This window comes from Pseudoalteromonas sp. S8-8 (genome assembly GCF_000497875.1).
Classification (GTDB): domain Bacteria; phylum Pseudomonadota; class Gammaproteobacteria; order Enterobacterales; family Alteromonadaceae; genus Pseudoalteromonas; species Pseudoalteromonas arctica.
This window is the reverse complement of the sequence record NZ_AUTR01000046.1, coordinates 43,759-68,058: the sequence shown is the minus strand read 5'-3', so window position 1 is coordinate 68,058 and position 24,300 is coordinate 43,759. Positions and strand designations below refer to the sequence as shown.

The following is a 24,300-nucleotide window of genomic DNA, read 5'->3' as shown; positions in this document are numbered from 1 at the left end:
CCTGCGCTTTTATTACAGGCTCGGTTGCCATTACAGCTGCTGCGCCACAAATAGAGCTACCTGCACCAATTAATATTACTGTTTGCTCATCAAGTTTAAATACACGTTTACCAAGCTGCATTGCTAATATAAACGTACCGCTGAGCATAACAATGTCGGTTAGCAATCCACTCCAGCCAACGCCTGCTACCTGTGCAAAGGTAATTCTAAACCCAAATAAAATAATACCCGCTTTGAGTAAAATACTTTTAGCGTAATCAACACCCACATCGGTATGAGTCGCAATGCGCGAAAACACACTGTTACCTACAATAATGCCTAGCACAATACCAATAGTTAAGGAGCTAAACTGGGCACTTTGCATTACCGGCAACTTACTCAGCGCAACAGCAACACCCGCTAAAACAATAACTAATAGCATTCCTAGCCACCAACGCGAGTTGGTATACTGCTTAGTATTAATACTAAAAAGCTGTGGCATATCTTTAATTGCACTAAGCATAGTCATCCCTTAATAAAGTCATCGTAATTAATTGACTTCATTTTAAGAAAGCGCAAAATATAACTCCAATACATTAAAATCATGATTCGATAACTTAAGGTTATGTGATTTGAGAGGCACAATGAACTTGCATGCACTTCGGGTGTTTTACACGGTTGCTAAATTAGGCAGTTTTTCAGCAGCAGCTGAGGCGCTTTTTATAAGCCAACCAGCTGTGTCTAAAGCTTTAAAAGAGCTTGAGTATCAGCTAAATATACAACTTATTGAGCGTGCATCTAAGGGTAAGAAACTCACCTTAAGTGAAGGCGGACAAGCACTTTTTGAACATGCTCGTAGTATTTTTGCTATTGAAAAGGCAGCCATTGAAGATATTAAATCACGCACAGGGCTTAAGCGCGGCACACTCGTTATAGGCACCAGTACAACCATTGCCAGCTATTGGCTACCGCCCTATTTAGCCAATTTTTGCGCACAATACCCCCATATAAAAGTAGAAGTACAAGTTGCCAATACCGCGCAAATTGAGCACGCCCTACTTGAATGCACTATCGATTTAGCACTGGTTGAAGGCACACCAACCGAGCCGCATATTATAAGTAAGCACTGGCAAAACGATTTAATGAGTGTAGTTATACCCAGTAACTTTAAGCCCACGAAAGACTTAAAACCATGGTTAAACAAACAGTTTTGGCTACTGCGCGAACCAGGCTCGGGCACTTTAGAGGTCTCGGTTAAATTACTACAGCAACATGGCATTACAGCAAAAAATAATATGCAGCTCGGAAGTAATGAAGCGATAGCAAGGGCGGTAGCACAAGGTATGGGGGTCGCTTTATTGCCAAACGTAGTCACTGAGGATTTAGTACAGCTAGGTAAATTAACACGGCTAGAACAGCCAAATAACGTCGAGTTATCAAGACCATTATACCAATTACACTATAAAGACAGACCCTCTTCACATGCCGCACAAGCATTCGAAAAAAGCCTATTTAGTGAATAATGTTTGATCTGAGCTGTAAGTCGAGTAAAAAAACGGTTGTGTAACATTAATCACTTGTTGTGGTGTTACCTTAATTTATTATATATAAGCCAACTAGTTAAACCCATTGAAAGTACTAATAAATGAAGAACCAATGTTGCACGATTAAATTCACTAAAAAGACTAAGTAAAAAAACTGGAAGTATACTTAAGATTAAAACTACAGGTAATTTAAATAAATTTAACTTTTGGAGTAATAAGCTAATAGGTAATCCGTAAATGAACATTAAAGGATAGAAATAAAATAAACTTCCCATCCCTACTGATACACCAAAACCAACACCTGAAATTAATGAACTAAGAGAAGTATAATTTTCTATACCCGCATAAAAATAACAAAAACCAAGGACTGGTAATACAATTAAAGGACTAAGAATCACAGCAATCAAATTTTTACGTAGATCCTTAGACATATTAAGAAACACCATAACGAGCTTGTAGATTAATTAGTTTTTTATTTGTTTTAATTGATATGCAAACCATAGCTGAATTCCTATTTTGGCTCAGCCAAAGGGGGAAAATTTTGGCCTTACACATTAAAGTATCAGGAGACTACTCATAGCAGCCCAACAGCTAACTTATAAACCTATTTGCTAAATCGTTAAACCCAAATACGAACAAGCTCTATTTACAAACCCTGAGTTAAGTCTTGCGCTAACGTACCCGTTGGCTTTTCAATTACGCGTACTAACTCTTTGCCATTTTGTTTAACAATAAACGTAGGGGTGTATTGCAAGTCGTGAGCTTCTGCAATGCCTGCATCGTCTTGCTTGTTGTAACCTACGGCCACGTATTCAATGCTTGCAAGTTGTACTTTCGACGTAGAAAGTAACTTAATGAGTTTTGGCACTTCGCGCTCACTGTCGTGGCACCACGTTCCAAATAATACAATTAGCTCTTTGCCTTCTAGCTTTTGCATTAGGGCAATGTCTTGTGCTGTTGGCGTAAACGCTTTGTATTGTTCGTTAAACTTGTCGTAGTCGCTTAGCAGTACATCAGTGCTAATTCCGCCCGAAAACGGTGCATCAGCAGCGCAGCTTACAAGCGGCATGCTTAAAGCGCAGAGTAAAATTAATTGTTTAAACATAAGGTTGCTCTTAATTTAGGTATTAATTTAGGTATTAATTTAGGTATTAAACGACTATACCCAATATTGAGCGTGGAGTGAATAACTCTCAGGCGTTACTTTTTATCCATAAAAAAGTTTACTTGCGATAAGTTAGTTAAATATTCTCGCCTTACGTCTTTATTCTCAGCTAGCTTATCTAAGTCACCAATTAAGGTAACTAACTTATTATGAGAATGGCTGCTTGTTTTTTTAAACTCATCTTGTTTTTCGTCGCTCTCAACACGCTCTTTTTTATTCATGTTGTAGCTGTTTTCGTTTTCTTCAAGCCAAATATCGTCAATTAAGCGAATGTCACTTTTGCTAATGGTTTGCTCTTGCATCGCCATTTGTAGCTCGTATTGATTAGTTTGCGGATTAAACTCAAACATTTTTGTATCAACATCAACCTCGTGAGACTGATCAAGACCCACAAGCTCTTTATTTTTAACCGCAGTACCTACGTTATAGCTTTCTTCTTTGTTGTAATAATCAGGGCGACTGTATTGATAATCAAAATGACTACTTACATTTTTACTTTGCGTTACACCGCTAAGATCCCCTAATTGGACTTGTTCAGTTACTTGGCTTAGCTCAATAGTACTTTTAGGCTGATAGTCGCCGTTATCCAGCGCATATGAAAAAGTGGCATCAAAATCAGCGAGCTTAGAAATACTCGCACCCAATGTATTTGGGGCTTTATTACCAAGCCCTTGGTAACGGGCATCGTTTGTAATCATGTTATCAACCAAATCGGCAACCATGGCGCGCCCGTCATTAAAGTGCTGATCTGCAAGTGACTCCAAATTGCTATAACGCTCAGCCGCCGCCGACATACTCGTAAAAGCACCTTTAAACAATGCAAAACCTTGCTGCATTGCCTCATCGCCTTTGCGCCCAAATGCCGACTCTTTATCGTCTTTGGTGCTGTTTACTCGGCTATCTTCTAGGCTTTGATCTAGCGACGCTAAATACTGCTGCATTTGCTGTGTGTCTTTAGCGCCAATGGTTGACATATCGAGTGCAAAATCAATGTCGTTTTGCCCACCTGCGGCTTTAAACACAAGTGCTTGTTGGTTTAATGCTTCATCAATGGAGTAACTTAAATCAAGATTGTTCTCTTTCGAATCAAGATCTTTATTTTGCGTTGTTGAAAACGACACATTAAAACCGGCTAACTGCTCACTATTAAAGCCCGCTAAAAAATCTAAGCTCATGTCTGCTTGATTTGGGACTATAAGAGGGTTGAATGAACTTTCACTCACTTTAAAAAACTCATCGGCCATTTCGCCAACACCCGCCATAACCTGCGTTAAAGCCGCATGTTCAGCCTCAGATAAATTGCCATTTACTTCGTAACTTATGCCAAAGCCATCTATCGCTTCACCTGTTTTTTCATCGTACCCTTGCGATGAGTTAAAGGTAATGTTTATAACATCACCTTCTTTAGTTTTTACCGAGAGCTCAAACAGGTAGTTATCGTCATCCTCGTATTTTGCGCGATTAAGGCTTTCCATGTATGGATTAAGTGAGCGCTCTACACGTTGCTGACTTGAGGCTAAAAACGTTTTTTGCTCATGCCCAAGCTGACCTAAACTCGATAAAATATCGCTGGTATTAGCATAAGCACCCTGAATATTTTTAACCGACGTATTTAATCGCTCAATTAATTGGGTGCTGTTTTCGTTTTTTAATAACCCCTCATGCTGAGAGCTTATTACGGTGCGCAGGGCGAGTTCTTCATCGGAGAGTTTATAGTTAAGCATGCTGGGCGTGCTTGAAATAGTAAATAACGAGGTAAGTTGCTGCTTTAAAACGTCCTCTACCTTTTGATTACTGGCTAGTGCTTCATCAAGAGTTTCATTATTTAACTGGCTTAATAACCCATCGGTTATTTTTGACTCGTTAGTTTGTAAATCATTAATAGCTTGAAGGTCGCTGCTGGTGTGTAGCGAAGGACTCACAGAGCTTTGGTTAGCGTTATTAACTGATTGGGCCAACAAAGTGCTTAAATTAGCCTGACTGCCAAGTGCATTATTAACCATGATTATCCTTAATCGCTAAGCCCTATTAAGTAATTTATCGGACGCAGCATTAAAAGCTTTAGCTTAAGGAGACGTTTTTTACCTATTATTTATACAAACAACCCATTAATAAATTAAATAAGCGTAGGTCGGATAAGCGCAGCGCCATCCGACAATTCACCACTCTAATCATTTGCAACACGCCTAACTCTTAAGCGCTATTCTGCCCGCTCATTACTCTTCATTTGTTTCTTTTATTCTTTGTACTAAAAAGTCGACCGCCGCTTTTACCTTTGGTACTAAATAACGTTGCTTTTGATACAACAAATAAACCGCCATAGTCGCATTTTGGCTTATCGCTAACTCATGCTCAAACTTAAGCTCTTGCAACTGGCCAGACTCAAGGTATGAGTCGAGCGCCCATCGAGTTGACATTAAAATGCCCTCGCCATTACATGCTTTTTTAGCTAGCCACGATCCGTTATTTGAAATAGCGACCGCAGGCCCAGAAACGTCGTGCCATTGATCATCCACTTTGCATAACCAAGGCGTTGGCCCCGCTGGCGTTTTAAAATAAAGGCCACTGTGGCCCTTTAATTCCATAACATTAGTGGGCACACCGTATTTTTGTAAATAGCAGGGTGACGCAACAGGAATAAAGCCGTTATCCATTAGTTTTATTGCCAACACGCGCTCATTTGGCGCATAGCCACCGCGAATCGCAATATCAACATCGTCACGCCCAAGTGTCGACAGCTCATCACTTAAGCTAACATCTAATATAATTTCGGGGTATAGCGCGCTAAATTCATCAAGCAGAGGCAGTAATATTTTGTCACCAAAACTCACCATTGAGCTTATACATAATCGCCCCATTGGTTTTGTTTGATAACTGCGTACAGTTTCGTGGCTTTGCTCTAGCTGATTTAATATTTGCTGAACATCGTTATAGTAAATTTGCCCAACTTCGGTCAATTTAACTATACGGGTCGAGCGCTTTAAAAGCGTAGCCCCCAGGCTTTTTTCTAAATCAGCAACTCGCCGTGACAACGACGAAGGCGGCACACCAAAAGCTTTGGCGGCTTTGGTAAAACTGCCCGTTTCAACCACCTTAATAAAATACCGTATGGCTTTTAGTTGATCCAAGTTGCCTCTCCATTAAATAAAATGCTTTATTGTCTTAAAGACAAAAGTGATTCGCATTTTCCCCTATATATAAGCAAATTAAAACAAGTAATAATGTACTCAACCTAAAGACAGGGACTTAAATTGCATTTTTGGCAATGAGTATCTTCACGTTAATGATGGAAAGCTGACTTATGATTACTTTGCACGGTTTTGCTGCTAGCAACTATTACAACCTAGTTAAACATGTACTTTTACACAAACAACTGCCATTTAAAGAACACCTTGTTTACGGCGGAAGTGAAGAGTTATTAGCAATCAGCCCTGTAGGCAAAGTGCCTGCAATCACAACAGCTAACGGCCTTAATATTTCTGAGTCGAGTGTTATTTGCGACTTTATAGAAGAGTCGTACCCACAAACCCCGCTATATCCTGAAGATGCAGGTGAGCGCGCAGTTGTACGTCAAATTATGAAAATGGCAGAGCTTTATTTTGAACTGCCAAGCAGACGGTTTATCCCTTATGTATTTTCTGGCGCTGAAGTACCTGAAACAACTAAAGCCGAAGTACGCCAAGTATTAACGCGTGGCGTAACCGCTTTGAGTAGCGTGTGTAAGTTTTCACCTTGGATTGCAGGCGAGCAATTTACAATGGCAGACATTTACGTTTATTACGTAAACACCATTGTTAGCGCATTTGGCTCAAGCCAGCTTGATTGGGATGTACTTGCACAAGTACCCGGCATGAAAGAGTGGAACGAATCAATGAGCCAATTAGCCATTGCCCAAAGCATAGAGGCCGATCGCCAATCAAATATGGCTGAATTTATGCAAAAAGTGAAAGCGCAAATTCAAGCAGCAAACGCAAAATAACGCGTAGCTATAAAAGTATCTATTCTAAATTTTAATTACTAAAACAGATCGCCAATACAATAATGTTATTGGCTTAACAAATTTAATTCTTTGCAGGGGACACCTATGACAAATAAAAATATCCAACTTACTTCAACTATCAGCGAAGACAATAAACTAACACTTGCCTTAAAAAACATCGATATGCCAAAGCCAAAAGCCGATGAAGTGGTTATTCGCATTGAAGCTGCACCATTAAACCCATCAGACTTAGGCGTTTTATTCAGCGCAGCTGATATGTCTACTGCAAAGCAATCGGGTACTGATGAAAATCCAGTAATTACTGCCGATGTTCCAGCTCAATTTATGCCATCACTTAAAACCCGTGTAGGTAAAGCAACACCTGTAGGTAATGAAGGCGCAGGCACCGTAGTGGCAGCAGGCTCATCACCAGCCGCACAAGCATTAATGGGTAAAACCGTTGCAGTAATTGGCGGCGGTACGTATCGTCAATTTATATGTGCCAATGTACAAAGTTGCCTAGCGCTAAAAGAAGGGACTACCGCTAAAGAAGGTGCATCATCTTTTGTTAATCCACTTACCGCACTAGCAATGGTAGAAACCATGCGCGCTGAAGGCCATAAAGCTATTATTCATGCTGCTGCAGCTTCTAACCTTGGCCAAATGCTAAACCGTATTTGTATTGCCGATGGCGTTGATTTAATTAATATTGTTCGCAAACCAGAACAAGAAAAATTACTGCGCGATATGGGTGCAAAATATATTGTTAACTCAAGCAGCGACACTTTTCTTGCTGACCTAACAGCTGCAATAATCGAAACCGGTGCAACTATAGCGTTCGACCCTATTGGTGGCGGCCAACTAACAAGTGACATTCTTAACTGTATGGAAGTTGCAGCTGCGCGCGATATGAAAGAGCACACAATTTACGGCTCTGATACATTTAAACAAGTGTACATTTATGGCGCACTAGACCGCGGCCCTATTACATTAAACCGTAACTTTGGCTTTGCTTGGGCTGTAAACGGGTTCTTGTTATTTAATGCCTTAGGTAAATTAGGCACAGATACAGTAATGAAAATGCGCAAACGCGTTGCTGATGAAATCACCACTACATTTGCGAGCAACTACACGCACGAAGTGTCATTAGCTGAGGTATTACATTTACAATCAATCGCGGCTTATTCTAAACAAGCAACAGGCGAAAAGTACTTAATTAAACCTCAAGCTTAATTAAATATTCTTCGTTAAAAATATAAAAGCAGATGCTAATTAGGTATCTGCTTTTTATTTGGTCGTTGTAAAAGCTAGCTCGGAGTATTTACTTTAGCAAATCAATTACATTCGTGGATTTCTATGACTTTTTAGTAAATAGCACTTATTAAATTGGCTAATCGCTAATGTTCATTCTTATTCTCTGTTTTGTAGACATCCCTAATAAATTAAAGACTTCTGCTGTTAATAATCAGTAGGTTTTCATTTATCGGTGTTGCTATTTTTTTTGGTGATGACTTTAATCCAAACGTTAAACTACATTCAAATTTGAGTTCTATCTCTTGTTCTAGAGCTGACCAGGTAATAAGTAATACCGAAGTATCATCAACTAAGTCTCTATCAGCCAAACATACATCAGGTTCATTGATGAAGCTTTGCTGCTGCGCCTCATCTAACTCCATCCAAAAGCCATCTGTTGCTAAAGCAAAAATATTATCAATTGAAAAGTCTAATTCAAACGTTTCAGGTTCAAATTTACGCCTTAAGTTTAAACTCTTAGTTAATATATGGCGTTCAGGAACTGAGCTTATCGAACTTTCAAAATCGTTACCCAATGGGTTCGCCCCAGTATGAACAGGTGATAACCATTGAATACTTTTATTGTTGAATAAACCTAACCGACAATCACCTGCACAGAAGCCATAAATTTTATTGGAGCTACCATTACGGTACAGTGATAAAAAGCTGGCAATACCTATTTTCAATTCTTTTTTAGTTGCGCTGAAAGCCTGTTGGATAATTTGATTACGCTTCTCTGCGTCTTCAAAATAATCCTCTAATTGAGGTTTATCTTGTGCTATTTTTTCTGAAAAAAGCTTAACACTGTTTATAAGTAAGCCTTGGAGGCAAGCATAGAAATGTTCGCTAAACCTTTTAGCTAGGTTTGTTGTAGCGATTGATGAGGTAGATATATCAATTACAAATACCCAAGTACCGAAGTCAGTATTTATTATCGAAAAATAATCTTTGTTTTCTGCTCGTTCGAATCCTTGTTGAGTCCGGTGTATCAGTTTTAGTGAAGAAGGGTCAGCCATACACAATACAGCCTTCGATACGCTCAAAGATCAACTGCTCTCTGTCTAAACTATTCCTAGCAGTTCCCTGAACTGCATACTCAAAATTACCATCTTCCATTAAACTATTAAGCTGTTCGCTAATATAATTTTTCAAGTCTTCTGAGGCTGATAAAATATCATTAACTATTGATGCTCTACCATCGAAAATATTAAGTAAATCTTCAATATCATGACTTGAAAGAGCATCACCCTTCCCTCTTCCTAAATAGGCTTCGAGCTTTGTGGCTACAAAATATTCTGGCGTTATTAATTTAATGGTTAATGCATCATTCAGCACGTAGTCTTCGGCGGTTGCTACTGCGTCTTTATACCATATGTTAGTAAAACCAAGCGCTTTCTCATCAACTGGCATAAAATCAACTTTAAGGTTATCAAGTATCATGCGGCACATAACATCCTCGCCCATGTCAATAGAAAACCCTTTCACTTTAAGTTGTTCCTGCAAATCAGTCCAAGCTGCATACCCCATGATATCAACAATCAAATCAACATCGTCGGTATACCTTATTTGCTCTTTAGTAAACTCATCAGTGACCAATAGCCCTGTGGTGCAACCCCCAACAAATACCATTGATCTTATTAAGTCATCTCCAAGTGCAGTAGCAACTTTTATTAACATCTCTTTTTGAAGGTTGATTGTATTCATTTGGCTACCTTAAATATGCTATTGAGCATTTCTAGTGCTAAATTTCGTTCTCGTGGATGGCCTATTCTTATCGCATCAACTAACGCTAGCATCGCGTACAACTGGGCATCTTGCTGTACTGCTAAAAATACTTTAGGGTGTAATGGCTCAATTAACATGCCTTTAGTATTACCCCTTGGATTTGACCATACAGGCTGAAGCTCTCCAGACGTCATTAACTTACCTCTGAGAACAGGGGCAGCTATCGACGTAGCGATCCCTCTGCCAATCACCCCCTCTTTTGCAGGAAAAACGTATCGAATACCATAGGCAATAAACTCCAACAAAGCCTTAGTATTTGTTTTAGGTACTTGAAGTTTGCGATCTACTTTTGCAAGTCCTACGGAATACATCCGATTAAGGCTAAGACTAATCTGAGATTTACTTATCCCAGTTAAACCTTCTAAGTTTCTTAAGGAAAATCGGCTTTCAATTTGATCCATTTCGGTAAAAGTAGGTTTTAACCCCTTTTCATCCCAATCCTCCCAAGTACCATCCACTTGAATAATGTCCGAATCACCATCTTTCCCATCAAGCCCCACATGCAGCGAAATCAATTTTAGTAATAATAAAACATCTTGACTTTTCATCTACCCTCCAAGTAACGCGTCCCGAGTCCTAGGACTCGGGACAAGTATCTCTTTAGGTATTTAAATAGTCAACAGTAAAAATTGAATAAGTGTATATTTGCTAATTAAAATTTTCGTGCTCGATTCACTTACCTAATCTATCGCTATCGCCTCATTTTATATAAAGCTCTTTCTGAAGAATAATAAGGCAACAAAGGGGTAAACTTTAACTGGTATCGTAATCATTGATCGTTGGGTTATCGCTCATAGCTGCCGTAAATTAACTTGCGGGCTCAACTAAAGCTATTTGTACTTTTAAAAATAAATCATAAAGCATTTATATTATTTCTGGACGTGTGAGATTATCTTACAGAGGTTTGAACACGTAATTCCAGCCCTAGAACAAAAAGATCCTCTTTGATCAAACCACTCAATAATTGTACTAATTAATGCAATTAGTCATAAATCTGTAACCTTGATCCGCGATAATCTCTATCCGATAAATGAATAGACTCAAGAAGACTAAGTAAGATGAGTACACCCTTAGTGCAACTAACATTTGCACTGCAATCATTTGATGATTCTATGTCTGCGGCGATGAGCCACGCTATGGAATATGAAAAGCTATCGCTAAAAGCCAATGCTGCGCATAACATTACGCTGCAGTGTGTGTTGCCTGATGGCGCAAATGAGAGCGATGTTATTTCACTAAGTGCAACGCAGCCCAGTGCACGTGGGGCGCAGTATTTTACTGAAAAAACGCTGAGCAATGCGGACCTTGAATCTGGTACTGTAAACCTAACTTTAAGTAACATTACACAAAGCCAGTGTTTTGTAGTGCAAATGATGCTGCACGGAAAAAATACGACCTTAAAAGAAAGCCAGCAACTCGATGTGTACATTAAAGCATTTGAGCAAGGCTATATTCCTGAGCAAATAAAAACTGAACATACCAAGTCACAGGGCGTTCGTAGCTACTTTGCGAGTATGGGGTCTACGTTTTTATCGCTGTTTTAGTGCTAACTGCACCTAAATTACGCGATGCGACAAGTTATTAATCTGCAAAACTTACTTTACCCATAGTAACTCCAGCGATACCCTGCGCGGTGTTACTTAGGTGTTGCTGCTCTCCTGCTAGGCATTCGTTTGCTAAAATAGCAAATAACACAGCCTCTTTTGCATCGGGATTTATACCTAAATCGTCGGTATTTTTAAAAGCCTTAATACGTGGGCAAAGCGCTGTAAGTTGCGCCATTAGTAATGGATTATGAATACCCCCACCACTTGCATACACCACACAATTTTGTTCGCGCTCTGCACACTCGTTTAATGCATTTGCTATAACGGTTGCAGTAAAGGTATTTAAGGTGGCCATTACATCTTCGTGGCTTAAGTGCTGTGTATTTGTAAGCTGCTGTGCGGCGTTTAAATACGCTAAGTTAAATACCTCTGGCCCTGTGGTTTTAGGCATTGGGAGTTTAAAAAATGCGTTATTACATAATGCATTTAATAATGGTGTATTTACCTTGCCTGCTTTTGCTATTTTTGCGCCATCGTCATAATGCATATCTTTAAAATGTTGCTGTACGTACGCATCCATAATGGTATTACCGGGGCCAATGTCGGAGCTAAATACGCCGTTTGCATCACCATTTTTGGGTAAAAACGTTAAGTTAGCTATGCCGCCCATATTTAGCAAAATCCGACTCTCAACAGCGCTCGAAAAATACAAATAATCGCCATACACAGCAAGTGGTGCACCCTCGCCTCCTGCGGCTATGTGTTTTTGCCTAAAGTCACCAATGGTAGTAATACCCGTAGTAACGGCTATTTGGTCGCTATCGCCAATTTGTAAGGTGCCATTAGTAAAGCTTTTGTGATTATGCTGCGACTGCGGGCAGTGGTAAATGGTTTGCCCGTGGCTTGCTATTACATCAATACTTGCAGGGTTTATATTCCACTTAGCTAAGCACTGGTTAACCATATCGCCATGGAGTTTACCTACCCACGGGTGCAGTAAAGTAACAAGCTCTAAATCGCATTCTCGTTTAGCAAATACCTGCTTTATTTTAGTTTTATAATCGTCGTTGTAATCAACAGTAGTAAAATTTAAAACCTCAATGTGTGTATTTAAGCCCGCGCCCGTTACTTTACACAGTGCAACATCAAGCCCGTCCAACGAGGTACCGCTCATTAAACCAATAATTAAACGGCTAGGTTTTTGGGCGCTGTTATAAAGCGCTTTAATGTGAAGGTGCATAATGGCATCTAAAATAGGTGTAATATTTTGCTTATATTAGAGGACTTTAAAACAAAGTAATAGCCGTAAACCGTTTAATTTAGGTTCTGATTGTTTAATGTTAAAATGATTGTTAAGTTAGTGTGCATACTAAAAATTTATGAAAAAATATGATCACCCTCAGAGAGTTTAAAGCCCAAGACGCGCCTTTTATTATTAACACCTTAAATGATGAACAGGTAACGCGTTATTTATCGTCAAAAATTCCGTTTCCGTATACACAAGCAGATGCTGATTGGTGGATAAACCAAGGCTCAAAAAACGGCGTAATTGATGCAACGGTTAAGGCCATTGTTGTAAATGGGCAATTTGCGGGCTGTATTGGTATAACTCCCGGCGAATTTGAATACAGCCACAGTGGCGAAATTGGTTATTGGCTTAATAAAGCCTATTGGGGGCAAGGTATTATTACTCGCGCTATTGAACTTATATGCGAAGAAGCGTTTGCAAACTCACACTTAAACAGAATTTTTGGCGCTGTGTTTGCTGGTAATACCGGCTCTATGAAAGCACTTATTAAAAGTGGCTTTGAGCAAGAGGCTGTGCTTAAACAGGCCATTTATAAAAATGGTCAATTTTACAACAACCATATATTTAGCAAGCTCAAAGCAGACTAATTACTCTAATTAAATTTGCGCAAAGGTTGAATTATCAACCACCCGCCCAAAACTCCTTTATTAAGGTACGCATTGTACATATTCATACTGCTTAGCCGCGCATTATTGTTTAGCTGATCACGATTTTTAAAGCGTAAACATTCGGTAAGTAGTTTATTTATATTAATAGGAGATCTTTTATGTCTACGACTAGTCGCCAACTTACTCTTGAATCACGCCCTAATGGCGCTCCAACAGATGAAAACTTTAAATTAAAAACGGTAGAGCTTCCTGCATTAAAAGACGGCGAAGTTTTACTACGTACTATTTACCTATCACTAGACCCGTATATGCGTGGTCGTATGAGTGATGCTAAGTCGTACGCTGACCCAGTTAATATTGGCGATGTAATGGTTGGCGCAACAGTGTGCCAAGTAGAAGAGTCTAAAAACGATAAATTTAGGATCGGTGAATGGGTACTTGCCTACACAGGTTGGCAAGACTACGCCATTACCGACGGTGAAGGCTTAATGCAGTTAGGTAAAGAGCCTGCAAACCCTTCATACGCATTAGGTATTATGGGTATGCCTGGCTTTACTGCTTACATGGGTTTACTTGATATTGGCCAGCCTAAAGAAGGCGAAACCGTAGTTGTTGCAGCAGCAACAGGCCCAGTAGGTGCAACGGTTGGGCAAATAGCTAAAATTAAAGGCTGTAAAGTAGTCGGTGTTGCTGGTGGTAGCGAAAAATGTGCACACGCCGTTGAAAAACTAGGGTTTGATGCCTGTATTGATCACAAAGCTGATGACTTTGCAGAGCAGTTAGAAAAAGCCTGTGATAAAGGCATTGATGTTTACTACGAAAATGTGGGCGGTAAAGTATTCGACGCCGTACTACCATTACTAAATACCGCAGCGCGCGTACCATTGTGTGGTTTAGTATCGCAATATAACGCTACTAGCTTGCCAGAAGGCCCAGACCGTTTAGGTATGCTAATGGGTCAATTGCTTACTAAGCGTATTAAAATGCAAGGCTTTATCATTTTTGATGATTACGGCGACCGTTACGACGAGTTTGCACAAGACATGCAAAAATGGCTACAAGACGGAAAAATTCAATACCGTGAGCACATGGTAGAAGGCATCGAAAATACAGTAGACGCGTTCAACGATATGATATGCGGTAAAAACTTTGGTAAAACTGTGGTTAAAATTAATAAGCCACTTTAATTTTATACGGCTTGTAAGGCAAAGNAAGCCACAAAAGGACTGACATGATCAAACTACACCATTTAAATAAATCACGTTCTAAACGCGTAATTTGGCTTTTAGAAGAGCTAAATGTTGACTACGAAATTGTGGCTTATCAGCGTAATAAAGACACCTTCCTAGCTCCTGACGAACTAAAGCATATTCATCAACTTGGTAAGTCACCGGTAATTGAAGACGGCGGTTTAATTATTGCTGAATCAGGCGCTATTACAGACTACCTTATTACCAAATACGGTAACGGTAAATTTGCTCCAAAAGTAGATACCGCTGAATATGTTGACTACCAGCAATGGCTGCACTTTGCAGAAAGCTCAGCAATTTTACCGCTTTTACTTAAAATGTTTGTACTAAAAGACGGCGCTAAAACGCAGTTTTTAGAAGGCTATGCTGACGCTGAAACAGCTAAAGTAATTAGCTACTTTAACGACCGCCTTGAAGGTAAACGTTATTTAGTGGGCGATACCCTAACGGGCGCTGACTTTATGATGTCGTTTATTGTTGAAATAGTTAAAAACTCAGGTCAATTAGCGCACTTTAAAAACCTCGTTAAATACGACGAGCAATTACAAAGTCATGAGAAGTTTCATACAGCTAATGAGCTAGAAGCAAAGTACGACTAACTACTTTTATATAATATTTTTATATAACACTAAGGGGCATTTAGCCCCTTTTTTAATGCCTGAAAAACACTCCTCATTAAAGTTACGCTTGTAAACTAAATTAACAAATAATCCCTTATTGCTAATAAAACTTTAATTAATAAGGCATAATGCTGCTATTGTTTTAGAATAATCACTAATAATACAAGCTGCTCTTGCGCGTATTGACTCACACTTGGGATCAACCATGACCATAAACATGCGTTTAACGACCGGCTTTGGCGTAATTTTATCAATGATGCTTATTTTAACCATTATTGGCATTTCGCGCGTTAGCCTCATTAATAATAACATTACCCACATGACCGACGTAAATTCGGTAAAGCAACGTTACGCAATTAACTTTAGAGGCAGCGTACACGACAGAGCAATAGCCGTGCGCGATGTAGTGCTAATTACCGATCAAAGCAGTTTAAGCTCCGTGTTAAAGAGCATAAAAGAGCTAAACGCATTTTACCAAACGTCAAGCCGGTCTATGGCCGAGCTAATGGGTAATATGAATAATGAAGAACGCGCTTTAATTAATAAAATAAATCAAATAGAGCAGCGCACTCAACCTTTCATTCAAGGTGTTATAAACGCTAAAAATGCAGGAAACCTAAACGAAGCTGAGCGCATTTTATTGACCGATGCACGCCCTGCGTTTACCCAGTGGCTAAATGTTATAAACCAATTTATAAACCTGCAAGAGCAAGCAAATCAAACCACCACTATCGATACTCTAGATATTGCCAGTTCATTTAAAATTTGGATGATTTCGCTCACCTCACTTGCCTTTTTAATAGGCATAAGCGTTGCGTATGTTATTAGCCAACTGATCAGAAATTCAGTAGGTGGCGAACCACAAGAAGCCGCTGAAGTAATTGCCCTTATTGCCCAAGGCGACTTAAGAGGTGATGTACAGTCGTGTTGCCCAAATAGCATGATGGCTTCTGTAGGGGTGATGCAATCTAAATTAAAAACCATTGTAGATAGCATTATTAACTCATCTGAAGAGCTTTCTACTCACTCTGCAAGCGTAGCGTCTGGCTCGCAGCAAGCACTTAGTGCCGCTGACGCACAAGTAACTTATACAAACTCGGCAGTAAGCAGCCTAGAAGAAATGAGCCGTAGTATCCATGCTGTAGCCGACTCAGTTAGGCAAACAGAAGATAACTCAAAAATAACCGCGCAATTATCGCAGCAAGGTAGTATTGCAGTGCAAAAAGTAGCGGCCGAAATTGAGCAAATCTCAGTAACCGTAAAAGCCACAGTTACCCAAGTAAACGTGCTGCAAGAACATGTAAAACACATTGGCGATATTTTAAGTGTGATCCGCAGTATTTCTGATCAAACAAACTTGCTTGCACTAAATGCAGCAATAGAAGCTGCAAGAGCAGGCGAAACAGGCCGAGGGTTTGCTGTTGTTGCTGACGAAGTAAGGCAACTTGCCCAGCGTACTGGTGATGCAACTGGCGATATCGAAAAGATGATTTTGCAAGTACAAGAAAACACGCAAGCGTCGGTAACAGCTATGGAAACCACAGTACCACAAGTAGAAAATGGCCTAACACTTACTCACGAAGCAAACGAGCTACTGCATCAAATACAGCAACAAGCTAATGACTCATTAAGTAACGTGCTTGAAATTGTTGAATCAACATCAAACCAAGTAGCCACTGTGGCGCAAATTAGTACCGGCGTAGAAGAAATTGCCAGTATGTCCAAAGAAACCAGCATGTCGCTTAACAGTAACGCACAAGAAGCTGTTGCATTAGCTGACCTTTCAAACACACTTAAAAAGTATATTAGCTACTTTAAAGTTTAATTTTTATAGTAAGCAATAAACAAAGGGGCTTTTAAGCCCCTTTGTTGTTTATGTACATTTATAATAGCGGACTATATACCCGCTAAATCGCGCTCGGTAATACACTCACCCGACGCCATTTCAAACTCGCGGCAAACTAATGGGCGGTTTTCGTAAATGGAGCACATAAGCGTATTGCGGTCGAGTGCTTGGCACCAACCGTCGTCAGCGCGTTTCATTACTTCGCTGCCCCATTTATCGTATTCTATATAGTTGAAAGGCACGCCGGTGTCGGTTACTATGCGCACTTCTAATTGGCAACAACAGGCTTGGCAGTTAGCACACGTAACGGGCTCTGGGGTAGTAGCAATATTTTCAACGGGAATAACAATATGAGGCATAGTGGCTTACTTTTTTGAATAAGCCACTAGGATACAGTAACTAATTTAACGCGCTAGTAGTTTTGCTTTAATATCGCTGTAACGCATTTGCTCGCACAGCGCAAAACCACTCAGTTGGCGCACTTTATTACGCGCAAATAACGGCACACTCATCCCCGCTAAAAAGCGGCATTGGGTTTCAATCCCCACATTATGATTACCCTTGCCTGCCATATGCGCTAAAAACTCATCTACCTTTTGATAAATAAGTTGCTCGTCAATATATGCAGGCTCTATAGAGTACTCAAGCTTAACCGCATGCCCTCTACACACACTACAATGCCCACATTGCTCAGGTGCATTTTGATCGTCAAAATAGCGCGCTAAGTTATAGCTTAAGCAACTTTGTAGCTCAAAAAAGCGTACCAGTGCAGCAATACGTTTAATTTCGGCTTGTTCTTTATCGGTAAAATAGTCGTGAAGTTGCTGGGCAAGTTCAGGGTTATTTATAACCTCTCCATGCACTTTGTATACTTGGGTAATACGTTTGGTTTCGAGCGTTATTAGGTTTTTTTCGGCTAGGTAATCAAGGGCTGCCACTACGCGTTTTCGATCAACCTGCGCGGCTTGCGTAAGGGAGTCAAAATTTAGCGTGCCCCATATTTTTTTAAAATCGGTATGGCTAAATATTTGTGTTAAAAATGCTTGGCGTTGCTCATCAAAATGACCAAGTAGCTCGTTTTTATCAACCAAAAATTTATATTTAAAATCGGCGTAGTAAGCATATTGCGGCGTTATAGCGCCTTGTATTTCAAGCTGTACAAGTAAGGTTTTAAGTGCCAGTTGCCTAATATTACTTTCGCTTGAAAGGCTATATTCTTGCATTTCCCATTGCTGGTGGCTTTGGCGAATATCGTTAATTACATATTCAATACCGCTAAGCTCTGGCGTGTCGCCATATACAAAGTTTTCTACCGTATTTAGGCCGTCTAGGTTAGCAAGCGTGTAACAATTTGATGGATCGCCATCGCGTCCTGCTCGGCCAATTTCTTGGCTGTAGTTTTCTATCGATTTTGGTAAATCGTAATGTATAACAAAGCGAATATCCGATTTATCAACGCCCATACCAAAGGCTATGGTTGCCACTACGACGTTAATTTTACCGCCCATAAAGTCATCTTGAATTTGCCAGCGTAGCGTATCTTCAAGCCCCGCATGATACGCCACCGCGTGCACACCTTGAGCACTTAGCACATTAGCAACTTGCTCAGCGCTTTGCTGTAGCGTTACATACACAATACCTGGGCCACTTTGCGCACGCACTATGTTGGTAAGCTCGGTGTTTTTATCGGCGGTTTTAACGCTCAACACACTTAAATCTAAATTAGCGCGGTAAAAGCCCGTTTGCACAATGCACTCAGGCGCAATAGCAAAGCGCTCTGCCATATCGCGTTTTACTTTTTTAGTGGCCGTTGCTGTAAGTAACAACACTAAAGGAATATTAAGCTCTTCGCGGTAACGCGGCAGTTTAAGGTAGTCGGGTCTAAAGTTATGGCCCCATTCTGATATACAGTGCGCTTCGTCTACCACTAACATCGAAAGCGCCACTTGGCTTATAAACTCTCTAAAACGCTCGTTTTTAAAGCGCTCAACCGACACCATTAATACTTTAATTTTACCGTTTCGCACATCATTCATTACGGTGCTGCTTTGCATTTGATCTTGGCTCGAATCAAGGCTGGCAGCATAAATACCTTTGCTATTTAAAAAGCTAATTTGATCTTTCATCAATGCAAGCAAAGGCGAAACCACTAAGGTTAAATTTGGTAAATGCAACGCAGTTAATTGATAGCACAACGATTTACCCGAGCCGGTCGGAAATATAGCCAACGACGATTGACCATTTAAAAGCTGCTCTATAGTTTGTTGTTGCCCTGTTCTAAATTGGCTAAAACCAAAGTGCTGCTCAAGTGATTGAATTAGTGGCGTGGTCATAAATGTCCTTTTGATGGCTAAACAATAGTCATGCTTATAAAAATGCAGTGTAGATGAAATATTTGCATGTATACCCAAACCATCTCAAGATGAGAGTTTCAGTTGGAGTTAAAAGCGATTTAGGCAAGGCATTGATTGCAAATAATAGTGGTTCTATTGTTAAAATCAATAACGCAGTATAAATCGCTTTTAAACCAACCCATTGGGCGTTTCACAGGCACTTACTCTCATCGTTGTTACTTCTTAAAAGGGGGCTGCCATTCTTGCAAAGTAACGCCTTGATATTAAGCCCCTGTGAAACGCTGAATTCTGCATATTGAGACGGTTTGGGTATAAGTATACAACAAATAACATTATTTATTGCTGACATCGGTTTTATTTAGGCGCAAACTAGGCACCCATAAAATGAGTAGTAACTACTTGTTGCCAAAATAATTTATTGATACCCAAGTCACCTTAAAAAACTAATAAAAAATACAGATCACTTGGGTATATTATTTTTAAGGGCAACGTTATGAGTATTACAATACCTAAAATCGTCGTTATTGGCGGTGGTGCTGGCGGATTAGAACTTGCAACCCAACTGGGGCATAAGCTAGGGAAAAAAAAACAAGCAGATATACTGTTAATAGACAAAAACCGTACCCACATATGGAAGCCGTTACTGCACGAAGTAGCGACAGGCTCTATTGACCCTGATTTAGATGGCGTTGTGTATTCAGCCCATGCCGCAAAACATCATTATCGTTTTCAACTTGGTACTTTTTGCAACATAGACCAAAGCAATAAAACAATTACCCTCTCCCCATTAAACGACGAGTTAGGCCACACTATTTTACCTGGCCGTACAGTTCGTTACGATCACCTTGTTATTGCCATTGGCAGCGTAAGTAACGACTTTAATACCCCTGGTATAAAAGAGCATTGCTACTTTTTAGATTCAAGCCAACAAGCAGAGCGCTTTCAACACTCATTACTAGATAGCTTTACGCGCCTTCACCAAGACGACAACCAACAGCAATCACTTAATATTGCCATTGTAGGCGGCGGTGCTACGGGTGTTGAACTCTCAGCTGAGCTTTACCATGTGTCTGAGCTATTAAAGCTTTATGGTTTAACAAATATGTCGTCTAAGCGTTTACACATTCATTTAATTGAAGCTGGCCCGCGTATTTTACCTGCATTACCTGAGCGTATTGCCGTAAGTGCCAAGCGTGAGCTATTAAAGCTTGGCGTAAACGTGCGCGAACAAACGCAAGTGAAAGAAGGCACTGCGCAAGGCTTTATCACCAAAGATGAAGAACATATTGATGCCGATATAATGGTGTGGGCGGCAGGCGTAAAAGCACCTGATTTTATTAAAGACTTAGGTGTTTTTGAGCTTACTCGTAGCAATCAAATTCAAGTAAATGAGTTTTTACAAAGCACCGTTGACGAAAGCATTTTTGTATTAGGCGATTGCTGCGCATTTACCCAAGCCGACGGCAAGCAAGTACCACCACGCGCACAATCGGCGCATCAAATGGCGTTATGCGTCGAAAAAAATCTCATAGCAACATTAAAGCAGCAACCACTACGCGGCTTTAAATACAGCGACCATGGCTCGTTGGTTAACTTATCGAGCTACAGCACCGTGGGTAACTTAATGGGTAACCTAACCAGCAATACCTTTTTTATTGAAGGTAAAATTGCCCGCTTTATGTATATATCTTTATACCGTATGCACCAACGCGCCATACATGGCAGCGCAAAAACCTTTGCATTATGGATAAGCGAAAAAGTACTGCGTGTAGTGCGCCCAAAAATGAAATTGCACTAATCTATATATACTAAATTAAAGACAGTGAGCGTTATCACTGTCTTTAATTTTTAACATTGTCTGTGTAGAGTATTTAAAACAACTAAGGGAATTGGGTTATGACGGGTAAAACGCTAATTTTTAACTTTGACGGCACAGGAAACGAGCCCCGTGACGCAGAACAATTTAGCTCAGATCATTTTAAAGAAGACTCTAATATTACCAACATTCTAAAACTACATTTGCTGCTTGGCGGTAAATTAGAAGACTCCCCCATTACTCCTTTTGCTAACCAACTCAGTTTTTATTATCAAGGTATTGGCACTAAAGGCAGCCGCCTTAAACGCATTTTAAACCAAACCCTTGCACCTCGTGGTGACGACGTAGCCAGTATTTTAAATCAAGCGTTAAGCGACTTTAAAGCTCACTACCTAATAGGCGATACCATACTGCTAACGGGCTTTAGCCGAGGCGCTGCGCTTGCCAGACGTTTTGCTAAATGTTTAGAACCCTTAATAAGCAACAACGTGTATGTATGTGTGTTTGATACCGTCGCCTCTATTGGTTTATCTAAAGTAAGTAAAGCTACACGCGGCGCAGAACACGTTATTTTTGAAAACCACACCATTGCCAACAACATTACTCACGCGCTGCACTGCGTAGCCCTTGACGAAAAACGCCGCGCCTTTGAACCCACACTCATGAACCATCAAAACAATATTACCGAGCTATGGTTTGCAGGTGCGCATTCAGACATTGGCGGCGGTTACTACCGCGATGGCCTAGCCGATATTAGCTTGCGCTATGCACTTGAGTGGTTAATAGAACAACCACTTGATATATCGTTACTCACTAGCCACGATATAGATTACGAAACCCTACTCCCCGATAGCAACTTAGTAGCACAAGATGACGTAACCGTAACGCCCGATCCGCTCGCATTAAGTCATCAACAAAATTACTTTTGGTTTAACCCGTTTTTTAAATTAGTAGATAGGCAGTGCTATGTATTAATTAATGACGAAGCCAGCAACCTTGAGCCTTTGGTGCACTTCAGCGTAGCCGAACGAATTAATAAGCTAACCAGTTATCGCCCAGAATCGCTTAAAAAACTGCATTACAAAATTAGCTATAACGACAACACCACGCTTAGTTTTATTGGTTTAAGCCAACATATAGAACTGGCTAATCAAAACATGAGTGTGCTGAGCATTAACCAAAGCCAAGATGTAATGGTATTTGCCTCTGAGCAATACAACGCAACCGGCCTCATGCTAGAGCAAGGCGCTACGTACCGCTTTACCCCATACCCAAATCAATACTGGTTTGACGATGGCATAAAGTGCACGCCATTAGGCTGGAACCGCGATAACGTACAACTTGGCGTAAAAGAAATCCCAATGGCTGTGCTTGAACCATTTAGACGATTTCCTCGCGCACAATGGTTTTCACTCATTGGTGCTATTAATAAAAACGACGACCACCTTTTTGAAATAGCCAACGGCGCCGATATTAAAATAGATAAATCAGGCGAGTTTTGTCCATTTGCAAACGACCTAAGCCGCTTTTATGGCGCTAATGCAGGTAAAATAAAAGTGAAAGTAACGCGGCTGGGATAAGAGGTTGCACAGTATTTAAAATTGTAGGCGTGAGTTTATCTCGCGCTTTGGCTTTATAAAAACACCATGCGAGGTATAAAACCTCACCTACAATAATTCAAACACCACAATCAACAAAACCGTAGGTGCGATTTTACATCGCGCTTTGTTCTTTAGTAACGGCTCATAACTCCCAATCAACGCTACAAAGCCCGCCTAAACAACAGTAGGCGCCCAGCTTGCTCGCGCGAAAAGCGAAGCTTTTAAATGGTAGGTGCGATTTTACATCGCGCTTTGGCTTTATAAAAACACCCGCGAGGTATAAAACCTCACCTGTAACAATTTAAAACACCTATTCGCCTCACGTAATGAGTCGAATAATATGAGTAATTGCCTCATTGGGCAATTTTATAACGTGTACTACGCCCACCTGCGGCGGTTTTTGTTAAAAACCCAAGCGTTTGCAAGTCCGATAAATGGCGTGTTGCGGTTGCACGGCTAACCTTAGCCACCTTTTGATACTGACTCGCACTAATACCCTGTTCAAATTGGCCATCAAGTAACTTATTAAGCACTTTTACTTGCTGCTCACCTAACTTTGTTTGATCTTTACTTGCCCAGTAATTGGTTTTAAAAATTGTTTGCTCAATATTATTAAGCGTATGGTGTATCGCATTATTAAGCGTACGTAAAAACCACTTAATCCATTTTGTAATACAAAGCTCTCCACGTTGAGTGGCTTCAAGCACTTCGTAGTAGCTTTTTCTGTCTTCTAAAATAGCCACCGACATAGCGTAAAACCGAATTGACTCAGCATGTTCTTGCGCTAATGCCAGGTCGGTTATAAGCCGTGTAATACGCCCATTACCATCCTCAAGTGGATGTATTGTTACAAACCATAAATGTGCGATAGCTGCCCGAATAAAAGGGTCTATTTGAGGATCGTTTTGCGTTTTGTTAAACCAGTTAAAAAATAGCGACAGCTCTTTATTTACTCGCTCTTTAGGAGGCGCCGTAAAATGTAATACCGGTTTATCTAAGCGCCCCGATACCACTTGCATTGGCTCGTCAGCACGCAATTGCCCGCCCTCAATTTTAGTAAATAAGCTTTGCTCACCTGCAAACAATAAGCGATGCCAATTAAGCAATCGCTCTAAATTAAGCGGTGAGTCTGTGTTATTTATTGCATCAAGCATAATCTCTGCAAGATTATCGCTTTGCACTGTTGTTGGGTAAGGTTGCTCATTAATATTGAGCTTTTTAGCAAGCGAAGAGCGAACCGAAAATGCATTGAGCTTTTCGCCCTCAATCGCACTGGAGTGAATAATATTTGCAAGTAAAGTATCAAGGGCCTGCTGCTTTTGTTGAGCACTTTGCGCGCCCATACGCCCTACTAATAAACCTTGATTATATGAAAGCTCCCTTAGTAAAGGAGCAAGCGCCGCAGCATCCCACGTAAAGTTTGGCCAGTTTTGCTGTTGCCATATCCACATAGTCTTTAGTCCTAAAGTTAATTAGCTTCAGTCTATGTTATTTATTTGCCTCATGCAATGAGGCGAATAGAAGAGTTAATTGCCTCATTACTTTTAAGCGTTAAACAGAACAATAATTCATTTTTCAATGGTAAAAACAATCCATTTATAAGC

At 40.3% G+C, this 24,300-nt stretch carries 21 protein-coding genes and 1 pseudogene (1 of these 22 only partly in view); 10 read left to right on the top strand and 12 right to left on the bottom strand.

The window, feature by feature from the left end; all coding sequences use genetic code 11:
* A pseudogene (locus L659_RS01000000123040) lies at positions 1–502 on the bottom strand (YeiH family protein); it reaches 588 nt to the left of the window's first position.
* A 121-nt stretch (positions 503–623) separates the two neighbouring features.
* On the opposite strand from L659_RS01000000123040, the gene L659_RS0115885 reads away from it, so the two are divergent.
* Entirely contained in the window at positions 624–1,502 is an 879-nt protein-coding gene (locus L659_RS0115885) for a LysR family transcriptional regulator (RefSeq protein ID WP_024591173.1), read from the top strand.
* A 65-nt stretch (positions 1,503–1,567) separates the two neighbouring features.
* Here L659_RS0115885 and L659_RS0115880 read toward each other — a convergent pair whose 3' ends face one another.
* From L659_RS0115880 to L659_RS0115865, 4 genes are all read right to left on the bottom strand, one after another.
* Positions 1,568–1,954 carry a hypothetical protein gene (locus tag L659_RS0115880; RefSeq protein ID WP_024591172.1) on the bottom strand — a complete coding sequence of 129 codons (387 nt, stop codon included), beginning with the start codon at positions 1,952–1,954 and terminating at the stop codon, positions 1,568–1,570.
* 215 nt (positions 1,955–2,169) lie between these two features.
* The gene (locus L659_RS0115875; RefSeq protein WP_024591171.1) at positions 2,170–2,628 is read right to left on the bottom strand and encodes a TlpA family protein disulfide reductase; all 459 of its coding nucleotides are present in this window, start codon (positions 2,626–2,628) and stop codon (positions 2,170–2,172) included.
* A gap of 95 nt (positions 2,629–2,723) precedes the next feature.
* Complete coding sequence (locus L659_RS0115870; protein ID WP_024591170.1) at positions 2,724–4,691, bottom strand: hypothetical protein; 1,968 nt, start codon at positions 4,689–4,691, stop codon at positions 2,724–2,726.
* Positions 4,692–4,904: 213 nt separating this feature from the next.
* Entirely contained in the window at positions 4,905–5,816 is a 912-nt protein-coding gene (locus L659_RS0115865) for a LysR family transcriptional regulator (RefSeq protein WP_024591169.1), read from the bottom strand.
* Between the two features lie 173 nt (positions 5,817–5,989).
* Here L659_RS0115865 and L659_RS0115860 point away from each other — a divergent pair, with 173 nt between their 5' ends.
* Positions 5,990–6,667, top strand: coding sequence for a glutathione S-transferase family protein (locus L659_RS0115860; protein WP_024591168.1), 678 nt, complete (start codon positions 5,990–5,992; stop codon positions 6,665–6,667).
* A 105-nt stretch (positions 6,668–6,772) separates the two neighbouring features.
* On the top strand, positions 6,773–7,900 hold the full coding sequence (locus L659_RS0115855) for a zinc-binding dehydrogenase (protein ID WP_024591167.1): 1,128 nt from the start codon (positions 6,773–6,775) through the stop codon (positions 7,898–7,900).
* A 209-nt stretch (positions 7,901–8,109) separates the two neighbouring features.
* Here L659_RS0115855 and L659_RS0115850 read toward each other — a convergent pair whose 3' ends face one another.
* The 3 genes from L659_RS0115850 to L659_RS0115840 are packed head-to-tail and all read right to left on the bottom strand — an operon-like array spanning position 8,110 to position 10,293.
* The gene (locus L659_RS0115850) at positions 8,110–8,976 is read right to left on the bottom strand and encodes a hypothetical protein (RefSeq protein ID WP_024591166.1); all 867 of its coding nucleotides are present in this window, start codon (positions 8,974–8,976) and stop codon (positions 8,110–8,112) included.
* Positions 8,969–9,664, bottom strand: coding sequence for a hypothetical protein (locus L659_RS0115845; RefSeq protein ID WP_024591165.1), 696 nt, complete (start codon positions 9,662–9,664; stop codon positions 8,969–8,971). Before L659_RS0115845 ends, L659_RS0115850 begins: the two co-directional genes overlap by 8 nt.
* Entirely contained in the window at positions 9,661–10,293 is a 633-nt protein-coding gene (locus tag L659_RS0115840; RefSeq protein WP_024591164.1) for a hypothetical protein, read from the bottom strand. Before L659_RS0115840 ends, L659_RS0115845 begins: the two co-directional genes overlap by 4 nt.
* A 510-nt stretch (positions 10,294–10,803) precedes the next feature.
* Here L659_RS0115840 and L659_RS0115835 point away from each other — a divergent pair.
* The gene (locus tag L659_RS0115835; protein ID WP_010554987.1) at positions 10,804–11,289 is read left to right on the top strand and encodes a hypothetical protein; all 486 of its coding nucleotides are present in this window, start codon (positions 10,804–10,806) and stop codon (positions 11,287–11,289) included.
* Between the two features lie 37 nt (positions 11,290–11,326).
* Here L659_RS0115835 and L659_RS0115830 read toward each other — a convergent pair whose 3' ends face one another.
* Complete coding sequence (locus L659_RS0115830; RefSeq protein ID WP_024591163.1) at positions 11,327–12,532, bottom strand: anhydro-N-acetylmuramic acid kinase; 1,206 nt, start codon at positions 12,530–12,532, stop codon at positions 11,327–11,329.
* 149 nt (positions 12,533–12,681) lie between these two features.
* On the opposite strand from L659_RS0115830, the gene L659_RS0115825 reads away from it, so the two are divergent.
* The 4 genes from L659_RS0115825 (at position 12,682) to L659_RS0115810 (ending at position 16,904) form a co-directional block, all read left to right on the top strand.
* On the top strand, positions 12,682–13,188 hold the full coding sequence (locus tag L659_RS0115825; RefSeq protein WP_024591162.1) for a GNAT family N-acetyltransferase: 507 nt from the start codon (positions 12,682–12,684) through the stop codon (positions 13,186–13,188).
* 179 nt (positions 13,189–13,367) lie between these two features.
* The gene (locus tag L659_RS0115820) at positions 13,368–14,396 is read left to right on the top strand and encodes an NADP-dependent oxidoreductase (RefSeq protein ID WP_010554990.1); all 1,029 of its coding nucleotides are present in this window, start codon (positions 13,368–13,370) and stop codon (positions 14,394–14,396) included.
* A gap of 44 nt (positions 14,397–14,440) precedes the next feature.
* Positions 14,441–15,058 carry a glutathione S-transferase family protein gene (locus tag L659_RS0115815; RefSeq protein ID WP_010554991.1) on the top strand — a complete coding sequence of 206 codons (618 nt, stop codon included), beginning with the start codon at positions 14,441–14,443 and terminating at the stop codon, positions 15,056–15,058.
* 226 nt (positions 15,059–15,284) lie between these two features.
* Entirely contained in the window at positions 15,285–16,904 is a 1,620-nt protein-coding gene (locus L659_RS0115810; protein WP_024591161.1) for a methyl-accepting chemotaxis protein, read from the top strand.
* A gap of 71 nt (positions 16,905–16,975) precedes the next feature.
* Here the strand turns inward: L659_RS0115810 and L659_RS0115805 are convergent, their stop codons facing one another.
* Positions 16,976–17,284 carry a YkgJ family cysteine cluster protein gene (locus tag L659_RS0115805; RefSeq protein ID WP_032827102.1) on the bottom strand — a complete coding sequence of 103 codons (309 nt, stop codon included), beginning with the start codon at positions 17,282–17,284 and terminating at the stop codon, positions 16,976–16,978.
* Positions 17,285–17,329: 45 nt separating this feature from the next.
* Complete coding sequence (locus L659_RS0115800; protein WP_024591159.1) at positions 17,330–19,258, bottom strand: RecQ family ATP-dependent DNA helicase; 1,929 nt, start codon at positions 19,256–19,258, stop codon at positions 17,330–17,332.
* Positions 19,259–19,772: 514 nt separating this feature from the next.
* Here L659_RS0115800 and L659_RS0115795 point away from each other — a divergent pair.
* Both L659_RS0115795 and L659_RS0115790 read left to right on the top strand, forming a co-directional pair.
* Entirely contained in the window at positions 19,773–21,077 is a 1,305-nt protein-coding gene (locus L659_RS0115795) for an NAD(P)/FAD-dependent oxidoreductase (protein WP_007583476.1), read from the top strand.
* A 98-nt stretch (positions 21,078–21,175) separates the two neighbouring features.
* On the top strand, positions 21,176–22,675 hold the full coding sequence (locus L659_RS0115790) for a phospholipase effector Tle1 domain-containing protein (RefSeq protein ID WP_024591158.1): 1,500 nt from the start codon (positions 21,176–21,178) through the stop codon (positions 22,673–22,675).
* 374 nt (positions 22,676–23,049) lie between these two features.
* On the opposite strand, the gene L659_RS0115785 is transcribed toward L659_RS0115790, so the two are convergent.
* Entirely contained in the window at positions 23,050–24,147 is a 1,098-nt protein-coding gene (locus L659_RS0115785) for a Fic family protein (protein WP_024591157.1), read from the bottom strand.
* Between the last annotated feature and the right edge of the window lie 153 nt (positions 24,148–24,300).